13 protein-coding genes and 1 pseudogene are annotated in these 14535 nt (G+C 33.0%); 4 read left to right on the top strand and 10 right to left on the bottom strand.

Features of this window, described 5'->3' with window-relative positions:
- Window positions 1–19: 19 nt before the first annotated feature.
- Window positions 20–379 (bottom strand): annotated as a pseudogene (locus tag J3U71_RS09995) (ATP-binding cassette domain-containing protein); the annotation flags it as partial.
- A gap of 314 nt (window positions 380–693) precedes the next feature.
- Between J3U71_RS09995 and J3U71_RS10000 the strand changes: the two are divergent.
- Entirely contained in the window at window positions 694–1698 is a 1005-nt protein-coding gene (locus tag J3U71_RS10000; protein WP_103752662.1) for a DUF3883 domain-containing protein, read from the top strand.
- Window positions 1699–1895: 197 nt separating this feature from the next.
- On the opposite strand, the gene J3U71_RS10005 is transcribed toward J3U71_RS10000, so the two are convergent.
- Window positions 1896–3476, bottom strand: a complete 1581-nt coding sequence (locus tag J3U71_RS10005) for an ATP-binding cassette domain-containing protein (RefSeq protein ID WP_267394063.1) — start codon at window positions 3474–3476, stop codon at window positions 1896–1898.
- Between the two features lie 113 nt (window positions 3477–3589).
- Here J3U71_RS10005 and J3U71_RS10010 point away from each other — a divergent pair, with 113 nt between their 5' ends.
- A complete protein-coding gene (locus tag J3U71_RS10010; RefSeq protein WP_267394065.1) occupies window positions 3590–4432 on the top strand; it encodes an Rgg/GadR/MutR family transcriptional regulator in 843 nt (280 codons plus the stop codon).
- Between the two features lie 385 nt (window positions 4433–4817).
- Here J3U71_RS10010 and J3U71_RS10015 read toward each other — a convergent pair whose 3' ends face one another.
- From J3U71_RS10015 to J3U71_RS10025, 3 genes are all read right to left on the bottom strand, one after another.
- On the bottom strand, window positions 4818–5342 hold the full coding sequence (locus J3U71_RS10015) for a DUF3278 domain-containing protein (RefSeq protein WP_220268818.1): 525 nt from the start codon (window positions 5340–5342) through the stop codon (window positions 4818–4820).
- Window positions 5343–5454: 112 nt separating this feature from the next.
- Window positions 5455–5661, bottom strand: coding sequence for a helix-turn-helix transcriptional regulator (locus J3U71_RS10020; RefSeq protein WP_220269651.1), 207 nt, complete (start codon window positions 5659–5661; stop codon window positions 5455–5457).
- Between the two features lie 255 nt (window positions 5662–5916).
- Window positions 5917–6579: a CPBP family intramembrane glutamic endopeptidase gene (locus tag J3U71_RS10025; protein WP_267394068.1), complete on the bottom strand. Its 663-nt coding sequence runs from the start codon at window positions 6577–6579 to the stop codon at window positions 5917–5919.
- A 584-nt stretch (window positions 6580–7163) separates the two neighbouring features.
- Between J3U71_RS10025 and J3U71_RS10030 the strand changes: the two genes are divergently transcribed.
- The gene (locus tag J3U71_RS10030) at window positions 7164–7988 is read left to right on the top strand and encodes an aminoglycoside N(3)-acetyltransferase (RefSeq protein ID WP_267394070.1); all 825 of its coding nucleotides are present in this window, start codon (window positions 7164–7166) and stop codon (window positions 7986–7988) included.
- 473 nt (window positions 7989–8461) lie between these two features.
- Here J3U71_RS10030 and J3U71_RS10035 read toward each other — a convergent pair whose 3' ends face one another.
- Window positions 8462–9727 carry an MFS transporter gene (locus J3U71_RS10035; RefSeq protein WP_267394072.1) on the bottom strand — a complete coding sequence of 422 codons (1266 nt, stop codon included), beginning with the start codon at window positions 9725–9727 and terminating at the stop codon, window positions 8462–8464.
- 126 nt (window positions 9728–9853) lie between these two features.
- Between J3U71_RS10035 and J3U71_RS10040 the strand changes: the two genes are divergently transcribed.
- A complete protein-coding gene (locus J3U71_RS10040; RefSeq protein ID WP_267394075.1) occupies window positions 9854–10708 on the top strand; it encodes a helix-turn-helix domain-containing protein in 855 nt (284 codons plus the stop codon).
- Between the two features lie 231 nt (window positions 10709–10939).
- Here J3U71_RS10040 and J3U71_RS10045 read toward each other — a convergent pair whose 3' ends face one another.
- From J3U71_RS10045 to J3U71_RS10060, 4 genes are all read right to left on the bottom strand, one after another.
- Window positions 10940–11536 carry a hypothetical protein gene (locus J3U71_RS10045; RefSeq protein WP_127326214.1) on the bottom strand — a complete coding sequence of 199 codons (597 nt, stop codon included), beginning with the start codon at window positions 11534–11536 and terminating at the stop codon, window positions 10940–10942.
- 887 nt (window positions 11537–12423) lie between these two features.
- On the bottom strand, window positions 12424–13626 hold the full coding sequence (locus tag J3U71_RS10050) for a tyrosine-type recombinase/integrase (RefSeq protein ID WP_267394079.1): 1203 nt from the start codon (window positions 13624–13626) through the stop codon (window positions 12424–12426).
- A gap of 83 nt (window positions 13627–13709) precedes the next feature.
- Window positions 13710–13904 (bottom strand): helix-turn-helix transcriptional regulator, encoded by a 195-nt coding sequence (locus J3U71_RS10055; RefSeq protein WP_267394081.1) that lies wholly within the window; start codon window positions 13902–13904, stop codon window positions 13710–13712.
- Window positions 13901–14260 (bottom strand): hypothetical protein, encoded by a 360-nt coding sequence (locus tag J3U71_RS10060; RefSeq protein WP_267394083.1) that lies wholly within the window; start codon window positions 14258–14260, stop codon window positions 13901–13903. Before J3U71_RS10060 ends, J3U71_RS10055 begins: the two co-directional genes overlap by 4 nt.
- Between the last annotated feature and the right edge of the window lie 275 nt (window positions 14261–14535).

Below are 14535 nucleotides of genomic sequence, written 5' to 3' on the forward strand. Positions count from 1 at the left end.
TCATCCACTTGTCTAATTTTTATTTTAATTTGTCTATGTAGTTGTCAAAATCAATCACCACATCATAACGCCTTAGTTCTTCAGGCTCATAATGGTGAATTACCTCAATAAAAGTAAAGTCAGTGTTAAATAAATAATCATGAATCATTTTTGAAGTTGGCTTATCAAGCGATGCATTGACCTCATCCAGCAGCATAACTGGCCGGCCAGCTAAAATGGCCCGTGCAAGTTCAATTCGTGACAACTGTCCACCCGACAGTTGATCCGCATTATCCCCTAACTGATAGTCAAAACCTTTTTCCTTAATTAGCTGTCCTAGACCAAGATTCTGACAAACCTGTTTAACCTCGTCGTGAGCAAAATTTTCTCCGTGAGTTAACTCATTCTGATTTCATATTTCTTAGAAGCAAAAGAAAACTTCAATGCTTTCTGTTAGAATTCCATGATAAGACTTTAAAACATTGGATAGCAGCTTCCCATTCAGAAATATCCTAATTATAAGCTTTTTATTTTAGATAATATTGTTTGCAAACTACATATTAGACCCTAAGTAAAAAATGTGTTGTTCTTAAAGGTTTATCTATCACCTCAACATGTAGCTTGAAAATACTTATATATTTATATATTTCAATCATTGTAATATGATAAATATTATTGGTTATTGTTCTATTAATTACATAAGGAGTATCTTACATGCAAAGAATTGAGAAGATCGTGTCTATTTATAATGATGCGGAGTTTTTTATTTTAGATTCACATGGAGCAAATTACGAACAAGTAGATAAAGACTACAAAATATATAAATATAATATTAACTGGAATAATCAGCTAAAAAAGCATGATATTTTTCTTTATCGCAAACCACAACGTGCAACTAAAGATCATAAGTTTGTAATTTATGGTGGTGGAGTAATATCTTCAATTTCAAAACCTGATGATAAGGGAAATGTTATTGCTGAAATATGTGATGGCTTTATATTAACTTGGCCCATTAAACAAGGTGACTCTATCATCGAAAATTTGCAGTGGGAGAAGAAGAAAAAAATAAATAATGGCTGGAAAAATTTTTGGAATCAATATGGTATAAATAAGATAGAAAAACAAGATTTTCTTAACTTGATGTCAGGTCAATCGTATGTTCTAGATGCTGGAACTAACGTAGATGATTCAGAGGATATACCTTTAATAGAGGATATACCGAGTTCAAAATTTGAATTAACTGTCATTAATAGCAAGAATAGTAAAAATAGTACCCATGTTTCTACAAAAAATTCAATCAAAAAAAATATTGATTTCACAAAAATACAAAAAAGACAAAAAACTATTGGAGATCTTGGTGAGCAAATAGTTTTTGACCTGCTAAAAAAAGATGCAGACGAGAAGGGTATCAAAGAGCCTGAACACGTTTCATCTACGATAGGTGATGGACTAGGATACGATATTAAAGCCTTTAATAAAGATGATAAAGAATTATTAATTGAAGTTAAATCTACGACTAGAAAGAGCATTGATGGCTTTTATATGTCTAAGAATGAGTGTAACATTGCTAAAAAACATCCTGATTCTTATCAAATTTATCGAGTTTTTGATATTGATGTAGAACAAGCAACTGCAAAAGTCTGCATTTTAGATGGGCCATTTAATGACCAAGAATATAAGTTTGTAGCTGAAACAGTTAAAGTCTACTTAAAAGGTTAAAGTTCATTAATTTTATGAACTCAGCTAAATTTCTTATTAACAAAAATTAGACATTACTAATCAAGTATTTTTAGACACAAAAGACAAGCAAAAATATAGCTTGTCTTTTATGCTTTCTTTTTGCTCTGACTATCTGGCTAAAAAATTGATAGTTAGCTTCATTCTATCTACTGTCATCAAACGGCCTACCTACCCTATTAACTTCCCAAGTCGATAATTTGATTAAACATTGCTTTTTCTTGCTCAGAAATTTTATGTGCAACTTCAATTACAGCAACTTTAGGATTATTGAGTAAGGTTTGATGAATTTGTAAGGAAAGTTTGGCATCTAATGCACTAGTTGCTTCATCTGCTAACAGAATTGGCCGCTTGGCAAGCAGCGCACGAGCAATTTCTATTCTTTGAATTTGACCGCCAGATAAGTTACTGCCATTTTGTCCCACAGCATAATTTAGTCCTTTTTCCTTCACCAGTTTAGCCAGGCCAGCTTCTTCGATAGCATCTTCAAGTTGCCGGCCACTGACATCCTTGCCTAAAGTAATGTTGAATTTCAAATCGCGGTCAAAAACAAATGGTTTCTGATTAATGTAGCCAAAGTAATCGTGAGCTTTAGCCCAATTACCGTTAATCGACTCTTGATCAATTTTGATTGTCCCTTTACTTGGAGAAATTTGCCCTACCAATAAACGTAGTAAAGTCGTTTTACCCCAGCCGCTAGGAGCCATCAGCAGTATTTTCTCACCAGACTCAAGCGAAAAATTGACGTTATCAAAAAGCAATTTACTATTTTGCTCATAGGTCAGATTAGCAACGTCCAATTGAGTAAAAGATTGTGCGGTCACATTTTCCGAACTGATTGCTTTAATTGCCAGTGCTTTTTCAACTTTGTCCCACATTGGCTTAGTAGATCGAATTTGATTAATCTGATCAAAAATCATCGTAACAGGATTAATGAAGTCGTTAGATAATTGGACAATCATGACTAAAGTACCAGCACCAATTTGCCCATTAAACATCAAAATAGCTCCAACCAAAAACGGAATGATAAAACTAAAAATGTCTGCAACAGTCATAATGATGGTTGAAACCGCCCCTTGAGTATAATTTAATGAACGCAAGGCATCTTCCATTTGCTTGGCTTGCTTAATCACATAGGAAACAACTGGAATTTGCACATCATAAAGCATCGCGGTTTTTGAGCCATTAATGGCATCTGATACGGCTTGAGTGTATTCTGCATTTTGTTTTTCCCATTCGGCAGATTTTTTCTGAATACTCTTAATGAAAAATTTTTGGATAAAGCCAGGAATAGACGTTGCAATGACGAAAATTAAAGTTAGAACCCAAGAATTAAGTAAGCCAACAATAATTGAGATCGCAAAGGCAAGCGCTTCAGAAATAATCATTAATTCATTAGTGATCTTCGATGTTTCGATTTGCTTTAAATCATTGGTCATTAAGTTTAAACCATCTTTTTGCGAATCGGATTGCTGCTGAATGATGTAGCTAATGGTTTTGTCCTTAAGCTCAACATTAATGTCACGCACAATATCACAGCGAAGGTAGCGATAAGCGAAATTAGTAAACATAATTACAATTAAGATCCCGGCTCCAATAAGAGCAATTAAAACTAACTGCTTAAGCGTCCCATGATGATATTGCGCACTATTCAACATAATTTTGGTAATATAAGCAATAACAACATTGCCACAAGCACTAATTGTTGCTAGCAGAACATACAGTACCAATTTCCCTTTATTTGCGAATTTTAATGACATAATTTTTTCCTCTTGATTTAAGTTGATCATATTAAATCACAAATACTTCAGTTGTATTTGCAGTTCTTTCATATATGATAAATTTAGCCAGATTTTATAAAAGAAAGATGTTCATGATGAATTTTAAAGAACTAAGACAAGAACAACATATTACGCTAACTGATGCATCTAAAGGAATATGTTCTGTTCCAATGTTATCTCGCTGGGAAAACGGCCAAGGGAATATGGACCTTCATAAAGCGATTAAATTATTTGAACGAATTAATATCACCACTTCGGAATATATCGCTTTAAACAAGTTGGACATGCCTGACAATGAAGCACAAGAATTAGAATCCGCATGGAATACCCAAAATGAGCAGGAATTAAAAATCATCGCTCAAAAAAGTCTCACTAAGTTTCACCAAGACAATAAATTATTTAGTCTTGATTATGCAGCTCTTTCCTGCGCATTATATCAGCGCATCAGTAAAATTAATATTTTTCCAGTGTCTGATCAAAATAAACTGAATAAGCAACTTTCTAAACTTACAATCTGGTCACAAGAAAATTTGTCGTTATTCCAAAATGTTACAAACATTCTTAGTCCGTCAATTATCTTTCAAATTAGTTCGCAGGTTATTGCCAATTTCGATTTCATCAATAAAGCCGGGAAAAACACTTTACACTTTGCAATTACTACTTTGTTTGAAGCAATTATTAGTTTATTAAAAGCTTCCGAGTTTAAATACGCTCAAAGTATTTTGAATAAGATTAACCTCGTCATATTGCCAGAAAATGAAATGCAACTAATCATGGGCAGATATTTTTTAAACTCTCTTATGACTTATTTAGAAAATCAAAATGACCAAGAAATCTTACAAATCATCACCTTGCTGACAAAATTAAATATGAAACACATGGCATCCTATTTTTTAGAAATCTTCAATTCGCTGAAAGCAAATTTGAGAGCCTAAGAGCTATTAGTTTAAATTAAATAATAAAGTTTGAAGTAAGAGACATTTTCTTGTTATCACGACTGAAATAACCTGCTTGTTACGCAAAAAAATAAGCTTAACTTATCTCTGTAAAACATTGATAAATTAAGCTTAATTATTTTAAATCAACTTCTATAGTGCAAATAAAAGCTTCGCATGAACTTTATTGCTATATCCAATCACTAACGTTGAAACAGCGCGGCAATAATATGATTACTTTTCGAGATACTTTTGATAAAGATAAGTTTCTTTTGTAACTATATCTATCGTTATAATGTCAGAATGCTAACAGGTAAACCGTTAAATTCTTGCTCTATTCCGATATCTTTTTTGACTTATTTTTACCTGTTTAAAATTTCAGCACTTAATCCTCATCTTCTACCACTTTGATGTGCCTTGTTCGTTCAAAACCATTCGCTAACGCCATCACAGCTGTAAAGAGTAAAAATTCAAATAACGTATAGAAGCTAGCAAAATCTTGATGAATAATCACATTAGTTACTGCTGTCATCAACGCTCCAAAGAATAATCCGCTAATCCAACTTGTAGTCCAAATTTTCTTTTTGACATTTTTAACTTGATTATTTTCTACTTCATAAATTTGCAGTTTAAGCTTTTTTAATTGATGTAAAATATAAGAATCAGCAGTTAACTCAAGAATAAACCAGCCAAACAACATAATGATATAAGCTAGAGTAGTTTTATAGGCAATCTGTAAATTACCAACAGCAATTGCTAGTATCATCACAAAGTTCATTGGTAAAGAGACAATGAAGAATGCATTGTTGCCAATCCTTTCTACTTCAGATCTCTTATATTCATCTAATGGACCATAAATGCCATACCAATATTTCATATAGCGAAAAAACAAGCTATTTTTCTTTTCCATAACATCTTTCTCCTTGATCAATTTATTTCTTAAAAATCTCCATCGTAAAACCTGAACTTGCTGCTTGGAAATACTCAGTATTTTCTAACTGAAAGCTTTCAGCACACAATTTTTACTCAGACATATTGTTATTTCCAGACCAAAACAATGAATTAAGGTCTGTCCCTAGAGCATTAGCCAATTTCAAGCATAAGTTTAATGACGGATTATACTTATTTTTTTCAATTAGGTTGATTGTTTGTCTGGCAACGCCAATTTCATCAGCCAACGCCTTTTGCGATAAACCTTTTTGTTTACGATATTCCTTCACGTGATTCATAGATCGATCCTTTTTGCTAATGTCATATATATCTGACATCTTTATGTCACATATATTAGACTATTTTCCTAAAATGTCAACTATATTTAACATTTATTCTTTATCTTCTGATTTAATACAATTAAAAGACAAGCAAAAAGCTCAGTTACAGCTAGTTAACTGAGCCTTTTGGTTTAACCTAATGAAACAGATTGTAATATTGCTTGCCACGTTCTTTAAATACTTCGATAACAAATAAATTTTTCGATACTAAGTTCAAAAAACAAAGTTTATTAAATAGACAATAAAATTTGATAAACCGTGACAGAATACTACTGACCCCAAATCATCAGTAACATAATATAAAAAAGAGTATGCAATTCCTGAACATAATAATTCTAAAGTGCAATAGTTAAAGGAATAGCCATGAGCAAATGCGAATAATACGCTTGTAATTATTATTGAAAAAGAGGGTGAAAGATCTTTTAAAATCCCGCCCTGTAAAATTCCTTGCCATAACACTACTTCTAAGAATGGCGAAATCACAACTAACGTAATTATTAAAAGCGGTGCAAGTCTTGATCGCGAAACAGCAAATAGCTCTAAATCTTGATCATTTCCCTTTTCAAGCAGTGTAATAATAAATTGTAAAGCTTGTGAAAATAATGCAAAGATAGCTGCAAAGCTATAGTTTCTAATCATACTATTTTTCAAAAACATCGGTTTGGGATTCAAGCGATGATAAATGGTATCAACGATTAAAAATATTATTATTGTGCTAAAAAATGAGATAGCAACATGTAAAACTAAATTTATATTTTTCGAACTTTCTCCCCTAAAAAAGTCTTCACTTATTGTGGGTATTTGAATAATTACGAATAAGATTACAAATAAGCAAAGATATAAGATCTTATTTTTAATCCCCCTTAAAACTTTCATCTTAATAGCTATTCCTTTAAGTTCCAAAAATAAAGTATGCGAATAACTAATTTTAAAATTAGAACTTACATACTTTATTTAACCTTGATGCAATTTACTATAGCTTTCATGATGTCCTCTTTCAAGCAATTTTCTTACGCTTAAGTGTGCGATCTCAATTATGCTGACTAGAAAGACAAGGGTTCCAGTCATTATTACTTGAAATATTAATGTTTATAACCTGCGCTGCGCTCTATTCACAGAGTGCAGACAAAGTGCAAACCCATTAACAGCTTCAAAGTTTGAGAATTTTCTTTATATAATTTTCTATTTTTTAACATAAGTTGAAAGGAAAGCTTGACCCCTTTTATTCGAGTTACCATCTTTATACGAGTAATCAATTAATAATAAAATAATCAAACAAACATCTTTGGGCGACTATTTTCATCTACATGTAGAAATGCTAAAATAACATTACGATTTAAGTCGAAAGGAAAAACGAGATGAGCAATAAAAAGAATAAAATTAACAATGCCGAAATTAAAGCAAGAGTTGCAGTTTTCAGACCTAGCCAATAATATTTTTATTTTAGAAAAGGAATAATTATGTCTGAAAATTTAATCGATGCTGTTGTCACAATAAATGATTTAAAAGAAGCTTTCGAGAAATTGGGAGTTAAAAGTACAGATTCCTGCATCGTTCACACCGCAATGAGTAAATTTCAATACTTCCCTGGCGGAGCTGAAACAATCGTTAATGCACTTAAGGAAACTTTATCTGATGGAACTTTAATGATGCCATCAGAAGTCTCAACAAACTGTGATCCTGCAACTTGGGAATATCCACCCGTTCGCGAAGATTTGATTCAAGTTATTAGAGATTCAATGCCACCTTATAATCCTGAAACTTCTGCAACTGATGGTTTAGGAGTTACCCCTGAGTATTTCAGAAATCTTCCAGGCGTTGTAAGAAGCTCACATCCGTTTCTACCAATAGCTATTTGGGGTAGAAATGCTAATGAGATTGCAGAAAAGCAACCTTTAAATATTCCGTATGGAATCAATAGTCCGCTTGATTATTTATATCAAAATAATGGCAAAACGATTTTCCTAGGTACAGATTATGAAACTTGCACTATGCTTCATTATGCTGAATCAACGATTCCGCGCAAAACTGAGATTGATTCAGCTGCGACCGGAATTGATAAGGATGGTAAAACCATTTGGACGAAGTATCGTAATGTAGATATGGACTTATATGATGATTTCAACGAATTAGGTGCAGCTTTTGAAGCTAAATATCCCAATGAATTTAAATCACTTAAATTAGTTAAAGGTACAATTAAAGTAATCAATTTGCATCCCTTAATTGATTTCGCCCGTCAATGGTTTGATCAAAAAGATCATCAATTTAATAATACAGCAGATTAAATAAAAAAGGCTCTTACCTACTTTTGATGTGAATCCCAAAATTAGGACAGTTTAATAAATTTTAACTAAGGACTAATGCCCGATATTCAATCGGACTTAGTCTTTTTAGTTTTACTTTAATTTTTACATTACTGTTGTCTTTGATTGGATTTGCTAATATTTTCCATTGGTATGAATACGTTATAGTTTTTTAGCATTTTTATATACACATCTTAAGTTCTATAGACATAAGAAAATACAAGTTAAGTAAAAATATAGCAATTGATCTAATTGTGAAATTACTAGGTAACAAAAAAGGAAGACTGATTTAACAGTCTTCTCTTTTGCTATACAACTTTAAATTCACAAACAATTATTTGCTGCAGTTTTTAGTCTTGTAGCACTGGGTTTCGTAGCAACTTCGCTTAATGCACATTACATAAGTTGCTTTGGTATAAATTAAGGACAGGTAAATGTAATAAATTTATTTCTAATTATGCTGCATTAACAGCTGTATGTTTATTCTTTTTGTTAATAGAATAAACTACCCTTACTATTATTGCTAAGACCATTAAGCAAGTTACACCTAACAAGGTTAATGCGATAGTAATACTGAAAGAAGCAGTAATTGTAGTAAAAATCGTTGTCATAACTGGCGCAGTCACTACTAAAATTGTGCTAAGCATTCCCATAGTTGATGACAAAATATCTTGATCAACTGCTTCAACAAGCCATTGTGTTAATTTCGGGCTAGCCGTACCAATAACTGTTGCAAGACTTGCCATAACAGGCAAGCAAATAAAAACATTTTTAATAAGCATTGTACCAATAACTGCAGCACTTAAAATAGTTGAAATGATTGCTACAGTAAATAATGACATATTCTTGAGTAATTTGGTTCCTACGATACTGCCAAGTGCTACACCAGCAGTCATTACGCCACCTATTAGAGCGATTGTAAAACTATATGTTCCAATGACCATAGAAGACTTATTACCGGCGATTACGATTGAAATTAAAGGTTCAATTGTCCCTAAAACTCCATTTAGTAAAGCAATTACTAAGACAACTGTTAACAGACCATTTGCCTTTTTTACTTGTTTGAATGATGAGGCAATTGTTTTAAAGAAACCCTGTTTATTAACCTGAGCAGTTTCTTTCTGAGGGTGGGTCTTGTAGTAGTTACGACCAACACTTGCAAAAAGAGCACCTGCTGCTAGAAACGTTAAAGCATTGAAGATTGCTAGACTAGAATAAGACATGAAAAGTAATAAACCAGATCCAATAAATTGTGCAATCATATTGATAATACTGTTAATACCACTCTGAAAGCCCTCAGCTTCAGCAAGATCATCATTTCCAACAATATTAACAATTAGAGGCATTTCAAGGCCACCAGAGTATGAACCAGCAATATCTGATATTAAGTTAATGCCAATAACAGCTAAAACTAAGTTCCAACCAGCAAACCCGCTGGCAAAAAGTAAGCCGACAATTAGATAGAGTCCAAAGCGTATAACGGCTAACCAAACCATTAATTTGAATTTATTTTTGGTACGGTCAGCTAAATATCCACTAAAAACTTGAAGAATTTGCGGTACTGATTCTGAAATTGAAATCAATGAAATAGCCAAGGCGTAATTTCTTAATTTACTTGCATAAGTAATAAGTGCTAAGTAAAACAAAATATTGCCTGCACCAGATAAGAAACTGGCGATTGTAAATTTTCTATAATCCTTGTTCTTTATAAAAATGTCCATAATTTGATAACTCCTAAATTAAATATTTTATATCTTAAGTTATAACGTGGGTATAATAAGGAATAGCAAAAATGTCGTATTTGAATGTTAAACGCCAAATTTGAATGAAATTAAGGAGGATCACGAATGACAATAGGACAATTGCTAAAGCAATATCGAATTGAGAGCTTGAAAACTCAAAAAGAATGGGCTGGCAATACGATTAGTACATCATATTATTCAAAAGTTGAAAAAGATCAGCACAGAATTACAGCCGAGGATCTAATTGCATTATTGCATGCTAATAACATTAAGCTGTGGGAATTTTTTGGCAAACTTAGTCAAGAAGATAAAGTAAAATATGATGAAAATAGCGATATCGGCGAAGCAATTAATGAAGCGTTTTATCATAATGATAAGGAACAGCTTAAGGATATTAAAAATGTCATTGCAAATAGCGAAATAGTTGATAAAGAAGATCAGTTGCTACTTATAGATGCACTGATAGCTTTAGTTGGTAATCACGTAGAAGATCTTGATGAAAAAGAACGAATTAAGTTGAAAGAAAAGATTTTTAATATCTCTAATTTTGACGAAAATAAATTAGATTTGTATTGTAACTTGATGCCATTTTATGATCTTGATAGCAACTTGTTAATAAGTCGGCGAATAATCACGCAATTTCGCCATTCTGGGAGTTCGAATGTTCAAGAAACAATATTAGGAATAGAGATAAACATGTTAATTATGTGTATTGAGAAAAGTAGATATAGAGAAACAAAATTCTTTATTCAGGCAGCTGATCAAATTAGTACTAAACCGAACCTGTTTTTTTATAAAAACTGCATTTTTATACTTAAAAATATCGTGAATTATCACTATGAAAGAAAGGATGAGTATTTAAATAAAGCTCGAATGGCAATTGATCACACTAGTTCGTTAGGCATGCCGGAGTATAGCAAAGACATGAAAGTTATTCTAGATAAGTATGGGAAAAATTAAAAAAGTCGTATTTGATATTGATGTGAACCCCAAGATTAGGACAGTTTAATAAATTTTAACCAAGGACTAATGCCCGATATTCAATCGGAGTTAGTCTTTTTAATTTACTTTGATTCTTTGCTTATTATAGTAACTGATACATTTTGATCATTATCCCGCTACTTTTTGTACAGCCCTTTTGAAGCTTTAATAATAAAACTGTATGGCTTCCTTTGCAGTCACTAAACTTAATTATTTGGATATTAGCGCTAATACAAATATACAAATAATCAGCAGCACATCAGAAACATGAATTTTTTCCTTTAATGCAAAGCTACCAAAAATAACACTATATAAATTGGTCATGTTGAGAAAAATCCACGCAATTCCCGAATTAGGTGATGAAGTTGCTAACGTATACGTCGCTTGTGCTAGTATTGTCAAAACTGCACGGGCACCATAAATCCAAAAGATCTGTTTGTTAATTTTTACACCCTTAATTCGCAAACCATGATGCTTAACCCAAAAAGTAATAATTGTAATGATACAACGAATATAAATCGTAGCAATCGTGAAATATACCAGATCAACCAGCCTTATAACACCTTTAGTTAATAGTGGCGATAGTGCTGCTTGTACAATCAACAGGGGACCAATAACCATAAATGTTTTTAACAAAGTGGTCACATTCATCTGACTGTGTCTTTGCTTAAAAATAATGTAACAAACTACAATGATCGTAGATATAATTGAGATCAAATATGATGATTTGTTAAAGTAACCCATGGTTAAACAGATGGCTAAGGGAATGAACAAGTCTGTCAGTTTGCTTAAGACAATTGATTGCATTATCGTTACTTTTTTAAAAACATAACTGTACCCATACGCAACTAGCTGTGCAAGCAAACCATAAATAATAATTTTGCTAACGTAGTTTCCCGTTATTTTAGGCGTGGGAAACTTATTTAATAAGCCTATTAAAAATATGGTTACTAATGCAGTACTACAAAGATTATTCAAAAAATTCACATTAATTGAGCTTTGATGGCGGTATCCCATCTGATAGCGATCAATTACTGAGATTATTCCTCTGGATAAAGATGACACTATTGCAAATATAATTAATAAAAAGTCGCTTATTACCATGTTACTATTATACCAACTTATCACTTAAAATTAATTGTTCCCAATTTAGATATTTATTATAATCCGCACGTTCAGGTTTTCTAAAAACGTCTGCTAATAATGTCCTTAAATATTGCCTTGGCACAGGTCTAGAAATCGGGAAATCAAAGTTTAATAATTTTGCTAATATCTTAAATTATATCCACTTTTTCGACAGGCGCATAGAATTTCATAAACTCTTTAGTTATTATGAACCATACGACTTGCTGCCCACTGAAAGACATTTCTAGAGTATTATCTGGCAGAGTTGCTACTGTGTGCCGACAAGTGTACAAGTCATGCTCAAAGAGAATCTTTGTTTAAACTTCTCTAATAGCTACAAAAAGGATCAGGAGGAGAGGCAAAGCTAGCCAAAATCTCCCTTTGCATTACCATCAACTAAAAATAGAAAACAAAAAGCCTATTATCAAGGTATTTATGAAACCTCAATAATAGACTTCTTAAAACTTTTTTATGCTGACTAGAAGAATAGAGGTTCTAGTCACAAATCCTTATATATCAGCATTTTCAACAGTAAGATAATGAAAAAATGTTCTTAAAATGTTCCCAGGTTAGCCAACCCACAAATTAGCCATCGCCTTGTTTATATCGTCTGATAGGCCAACATAAGTAGTCATAAACATGTTCAGCGAATGTCCCATTTTCTCAGCAGCCCAGGGATAAGACATTTTCGGCGTATTAGCCAGTTGCGTACAGATAGTGTGCCTGAAAGAATACAGGCTCATGCGTTTTTTATTAGATTTTACATCTAGCTGTTGACAAACTTTTTGCAGCATTTGATTAATGCTTCTTTGCGTGACTGGTTCTTTATTGCTAGCTTTTTTGTAGTCATGTAGATTCAGAAAAATCAAGTCTAATGGATTATCTAAATTGTGTTCTGCTAAAAATTTATTTTGCTTAACTTGATAATCTTTTACTAAATCGATTACATCTTTAGGGATTGGCAAGAGAGTTCGGGACTCTCCTTTAGGCCGGGCTTTGAGAGAACCATTAAAAGACTTGCTCAAATCTGACCAGCTGTCACTAATCCTGAAGGTGTAATAATTATCTATCTGCACAATATCAGAAAACTTCAGGGCTTGCAGCTCGCCAACTCGCATGCCAGTGTAACTTTCAATCAAAATTGCTAATTTACTACCATTAAGTTCAACCGGATTATTTTTCAAATCAGTGATAAGTGATTGCCGCATTGCCTTGAGTTCTGATTTAGTGAAAATTCGCCAATCCTGTGAGACCGTGAAATCACTCTGTTTAAAAAATAATTTCAAGGCTCTTTCTGGGACTGGATTTTCTTTAACTACTTTGCCTTCGAGAGATTTGAAGTAATTACGCAAGTGGACCAATCTTTTAGCAATATTGGATGAGTTGCTAACAGTTGCATGGTGCTTCTGGACATAATCGTGAGCATATTGGCTGATTAGTGGCATGGTTATTTTGGAAATTGTTGCTTTGCCAAAATAATCTTTCACCGAATTAGCCGTTTCTTGCCAGGCTTTTAGCGTCACAGGGCTTAATGATTTTGCTCGTTGGTTGACATAGCGTTGAAAATCAACAGCAAAACAAACCTTACCATCACTCGGATTGAGGCCTGATTCATACTCAGCCCACATTTGACGTTCAATCTTTTTGGCTTCTTTTTCTGTGTTGGCATATTGTACTGTCCAGCTAATCCGCTTGCCAGTTATATTATCGGTTGGTTGGATTCTAACTTGATACTTATCTTTATATTTTCCTTTTGTTACCTTCTTAATCATAATTTTCTACCTTTCTTAATTAAAAAAAGATAGAAATTAAAGCTTAGTTATTAGTCACTTGCTTCTATTCTATCTCTTTTAAGCTACTTAACCCAAGTTTTTTCTTGATGATATCCAGCTGAAATCAGCCAATTTTGAGCCTCATCAAGATTGTAATATGGTCGGCCATGCGGCAATTGATGGTACGGCATACCTGCCTTGCGAAGTTTGTAAAGCATTGCTGTGCTGATATTTAGTTCTTGGCAAAGTTGCTTGCCATTCAATAATAGTGATGTCATTTTTCATCACCTGCGATTCGTAGGCCTTTCACTTCATAGGTTGGAATTTCCTGCCAGCCTGGATAGTAGAAGTTGCCTGCATCAGCCGTAATCCGCTTGCCAATTAAGTCGGAGTAATGGACGATATTTTCATCTATGAAAATGATGATTTCAAGTGGCTTATTCGCTTGATTAATACAATTTTTCACCTGGCAAACCAGGCCATCATCGATGAAATTATCGCCAGGATTGTCATGATAGTCAATAATGTTAACTTCACCCATACGACGGCCAATTAAGCCATATTTGTTTAATTGCTGAAATGTTGGTGGGTTGAAGAAGAAATCACTTTGAGTGTATTTACATTTTATTTTCATGATTATTTACCTTTCTAGGCTTTGCTTTTAGCGAAAAGAAGCCTATAATTCAGTTGTATAAATATTTTGGAAGTTAGACACCGAGTTGGTTTTTGGTGGCTAGCTTTTTTTCTTGCGGCGAGCGACCTTGCGCTTAATGGTCTTGACCATTTGATCCGTCACTTTTATTGGCTTAATTCGCCTTAACAATTGATTAATCGAATCCACCGCCATATCATTTATCGAATTTATATTGCGATAGAAACTGATTGGATCATATGGCGTCGTGATGATTA

The organism is Lactobacillus sp. B4015, from assembly GCF_026536055.1.
GTDB classification, from domain to species: domain Bacteria; phylum Bacillota; class Bacilli; order Lactobacillales; family Lactobacillaceae; genus Lactobacillus; species Lactobacillus panisapium.

Excerpts from the sequence above, each read along its gene's own strand:
- J3U71_RS10000 (WP_103752662.1), top strand. The coding sequence starts at position 694 with ATGCAAAGAATTGAGAAGATCGTGTCTATTTATAATGATGCGGAGTTT.
- J3U71_RS10005 (WP_267394063.1), bottom strand. The coding sequence starts at position 3,476 with ATGTCATTAAAATTCGCAAATAAAGGGAAATTGGTACTGTATGTTCTG.
- J3U71_RS10010 (WP_267394065.1), top strand. The coding sequence starts at position 3,590 with ATGATGAATTTTAAAGAACTAAGACAAGAACAACATATTACGCTAACT.
- J3U71_RS10015 (WP_220268818.1), bottom strand. The coding sequence starts at position 5,342 with ATGGAAAAGAAAAATAGCTTGTTTTTTCGCTATATGAAATATTGGTAT.
- J3U71_RS10020 (WP_220269651.1), bottom strand. The coding sequence starts at position 5,661 with ATGAATCACGTGAAGGAATATCGTAAACAAAAAGGTTTATCGCAAAAG.
- J3U71_RS10025 (WP_267394068.1), bottom strand. The coding sequence starts at position 6,579 with ATGAAAGTTTTAAGGGGGATTAAAAATAAGATCTTATATCTTTGCTTA.
- J3U71_RS10030 (WP_267394070.1), top strand. The coding sequence starts at position 7,164 with ATGTCTGAAAATTTAATCGATGCTGTTGTCACAATAAATGATTTAAAA.
- J3U71_RS10035 (WP_267394072.1), bottom strand. The coding sequence starts at position 9,727 with ATGGACATTTTTATAAAGAACAAGGATTATAGAAAATTTACAATCGCC.
- J3U71_RS10040 (WP_267394075.1), top strand. The coding sequence starts at position 9,854 with ATGACAATAGGACAATTGCTAAAGCAATATCGAATTGAGAGCTTGAAA.
- J3U71_RS10045 (WP_127326214.1), bottom strand. The coding sequence starts at position 11,536 with ATGCAATCAATTGTCTTAAGCAAACTGACAGACTTGTTCATTCCCTTA.
- J3U71_RS10050 (WP_267394079.1), bottom strand. The coding sequence starts at position 13,626 with ATGATTAAGAAGGTAACAAAAGGAAAATATAAAGATAAGTATCAAGTT.
- J3U71_RS10055 (WP_267394081.1), bottom strand. The coding sequence starts at position 13,904 with ATGACATCACTATTATTGAATGGCAAGCAACTTTGCCAAGAACTAAAT.
- J3U71_RS10060 (WP_267394083.1), bottom strand. The coding sequence starts at position 14,260 with ATGAAAATAAAATGTAAATACACTCAAAGTGATTTCTTCTTCAACCCA.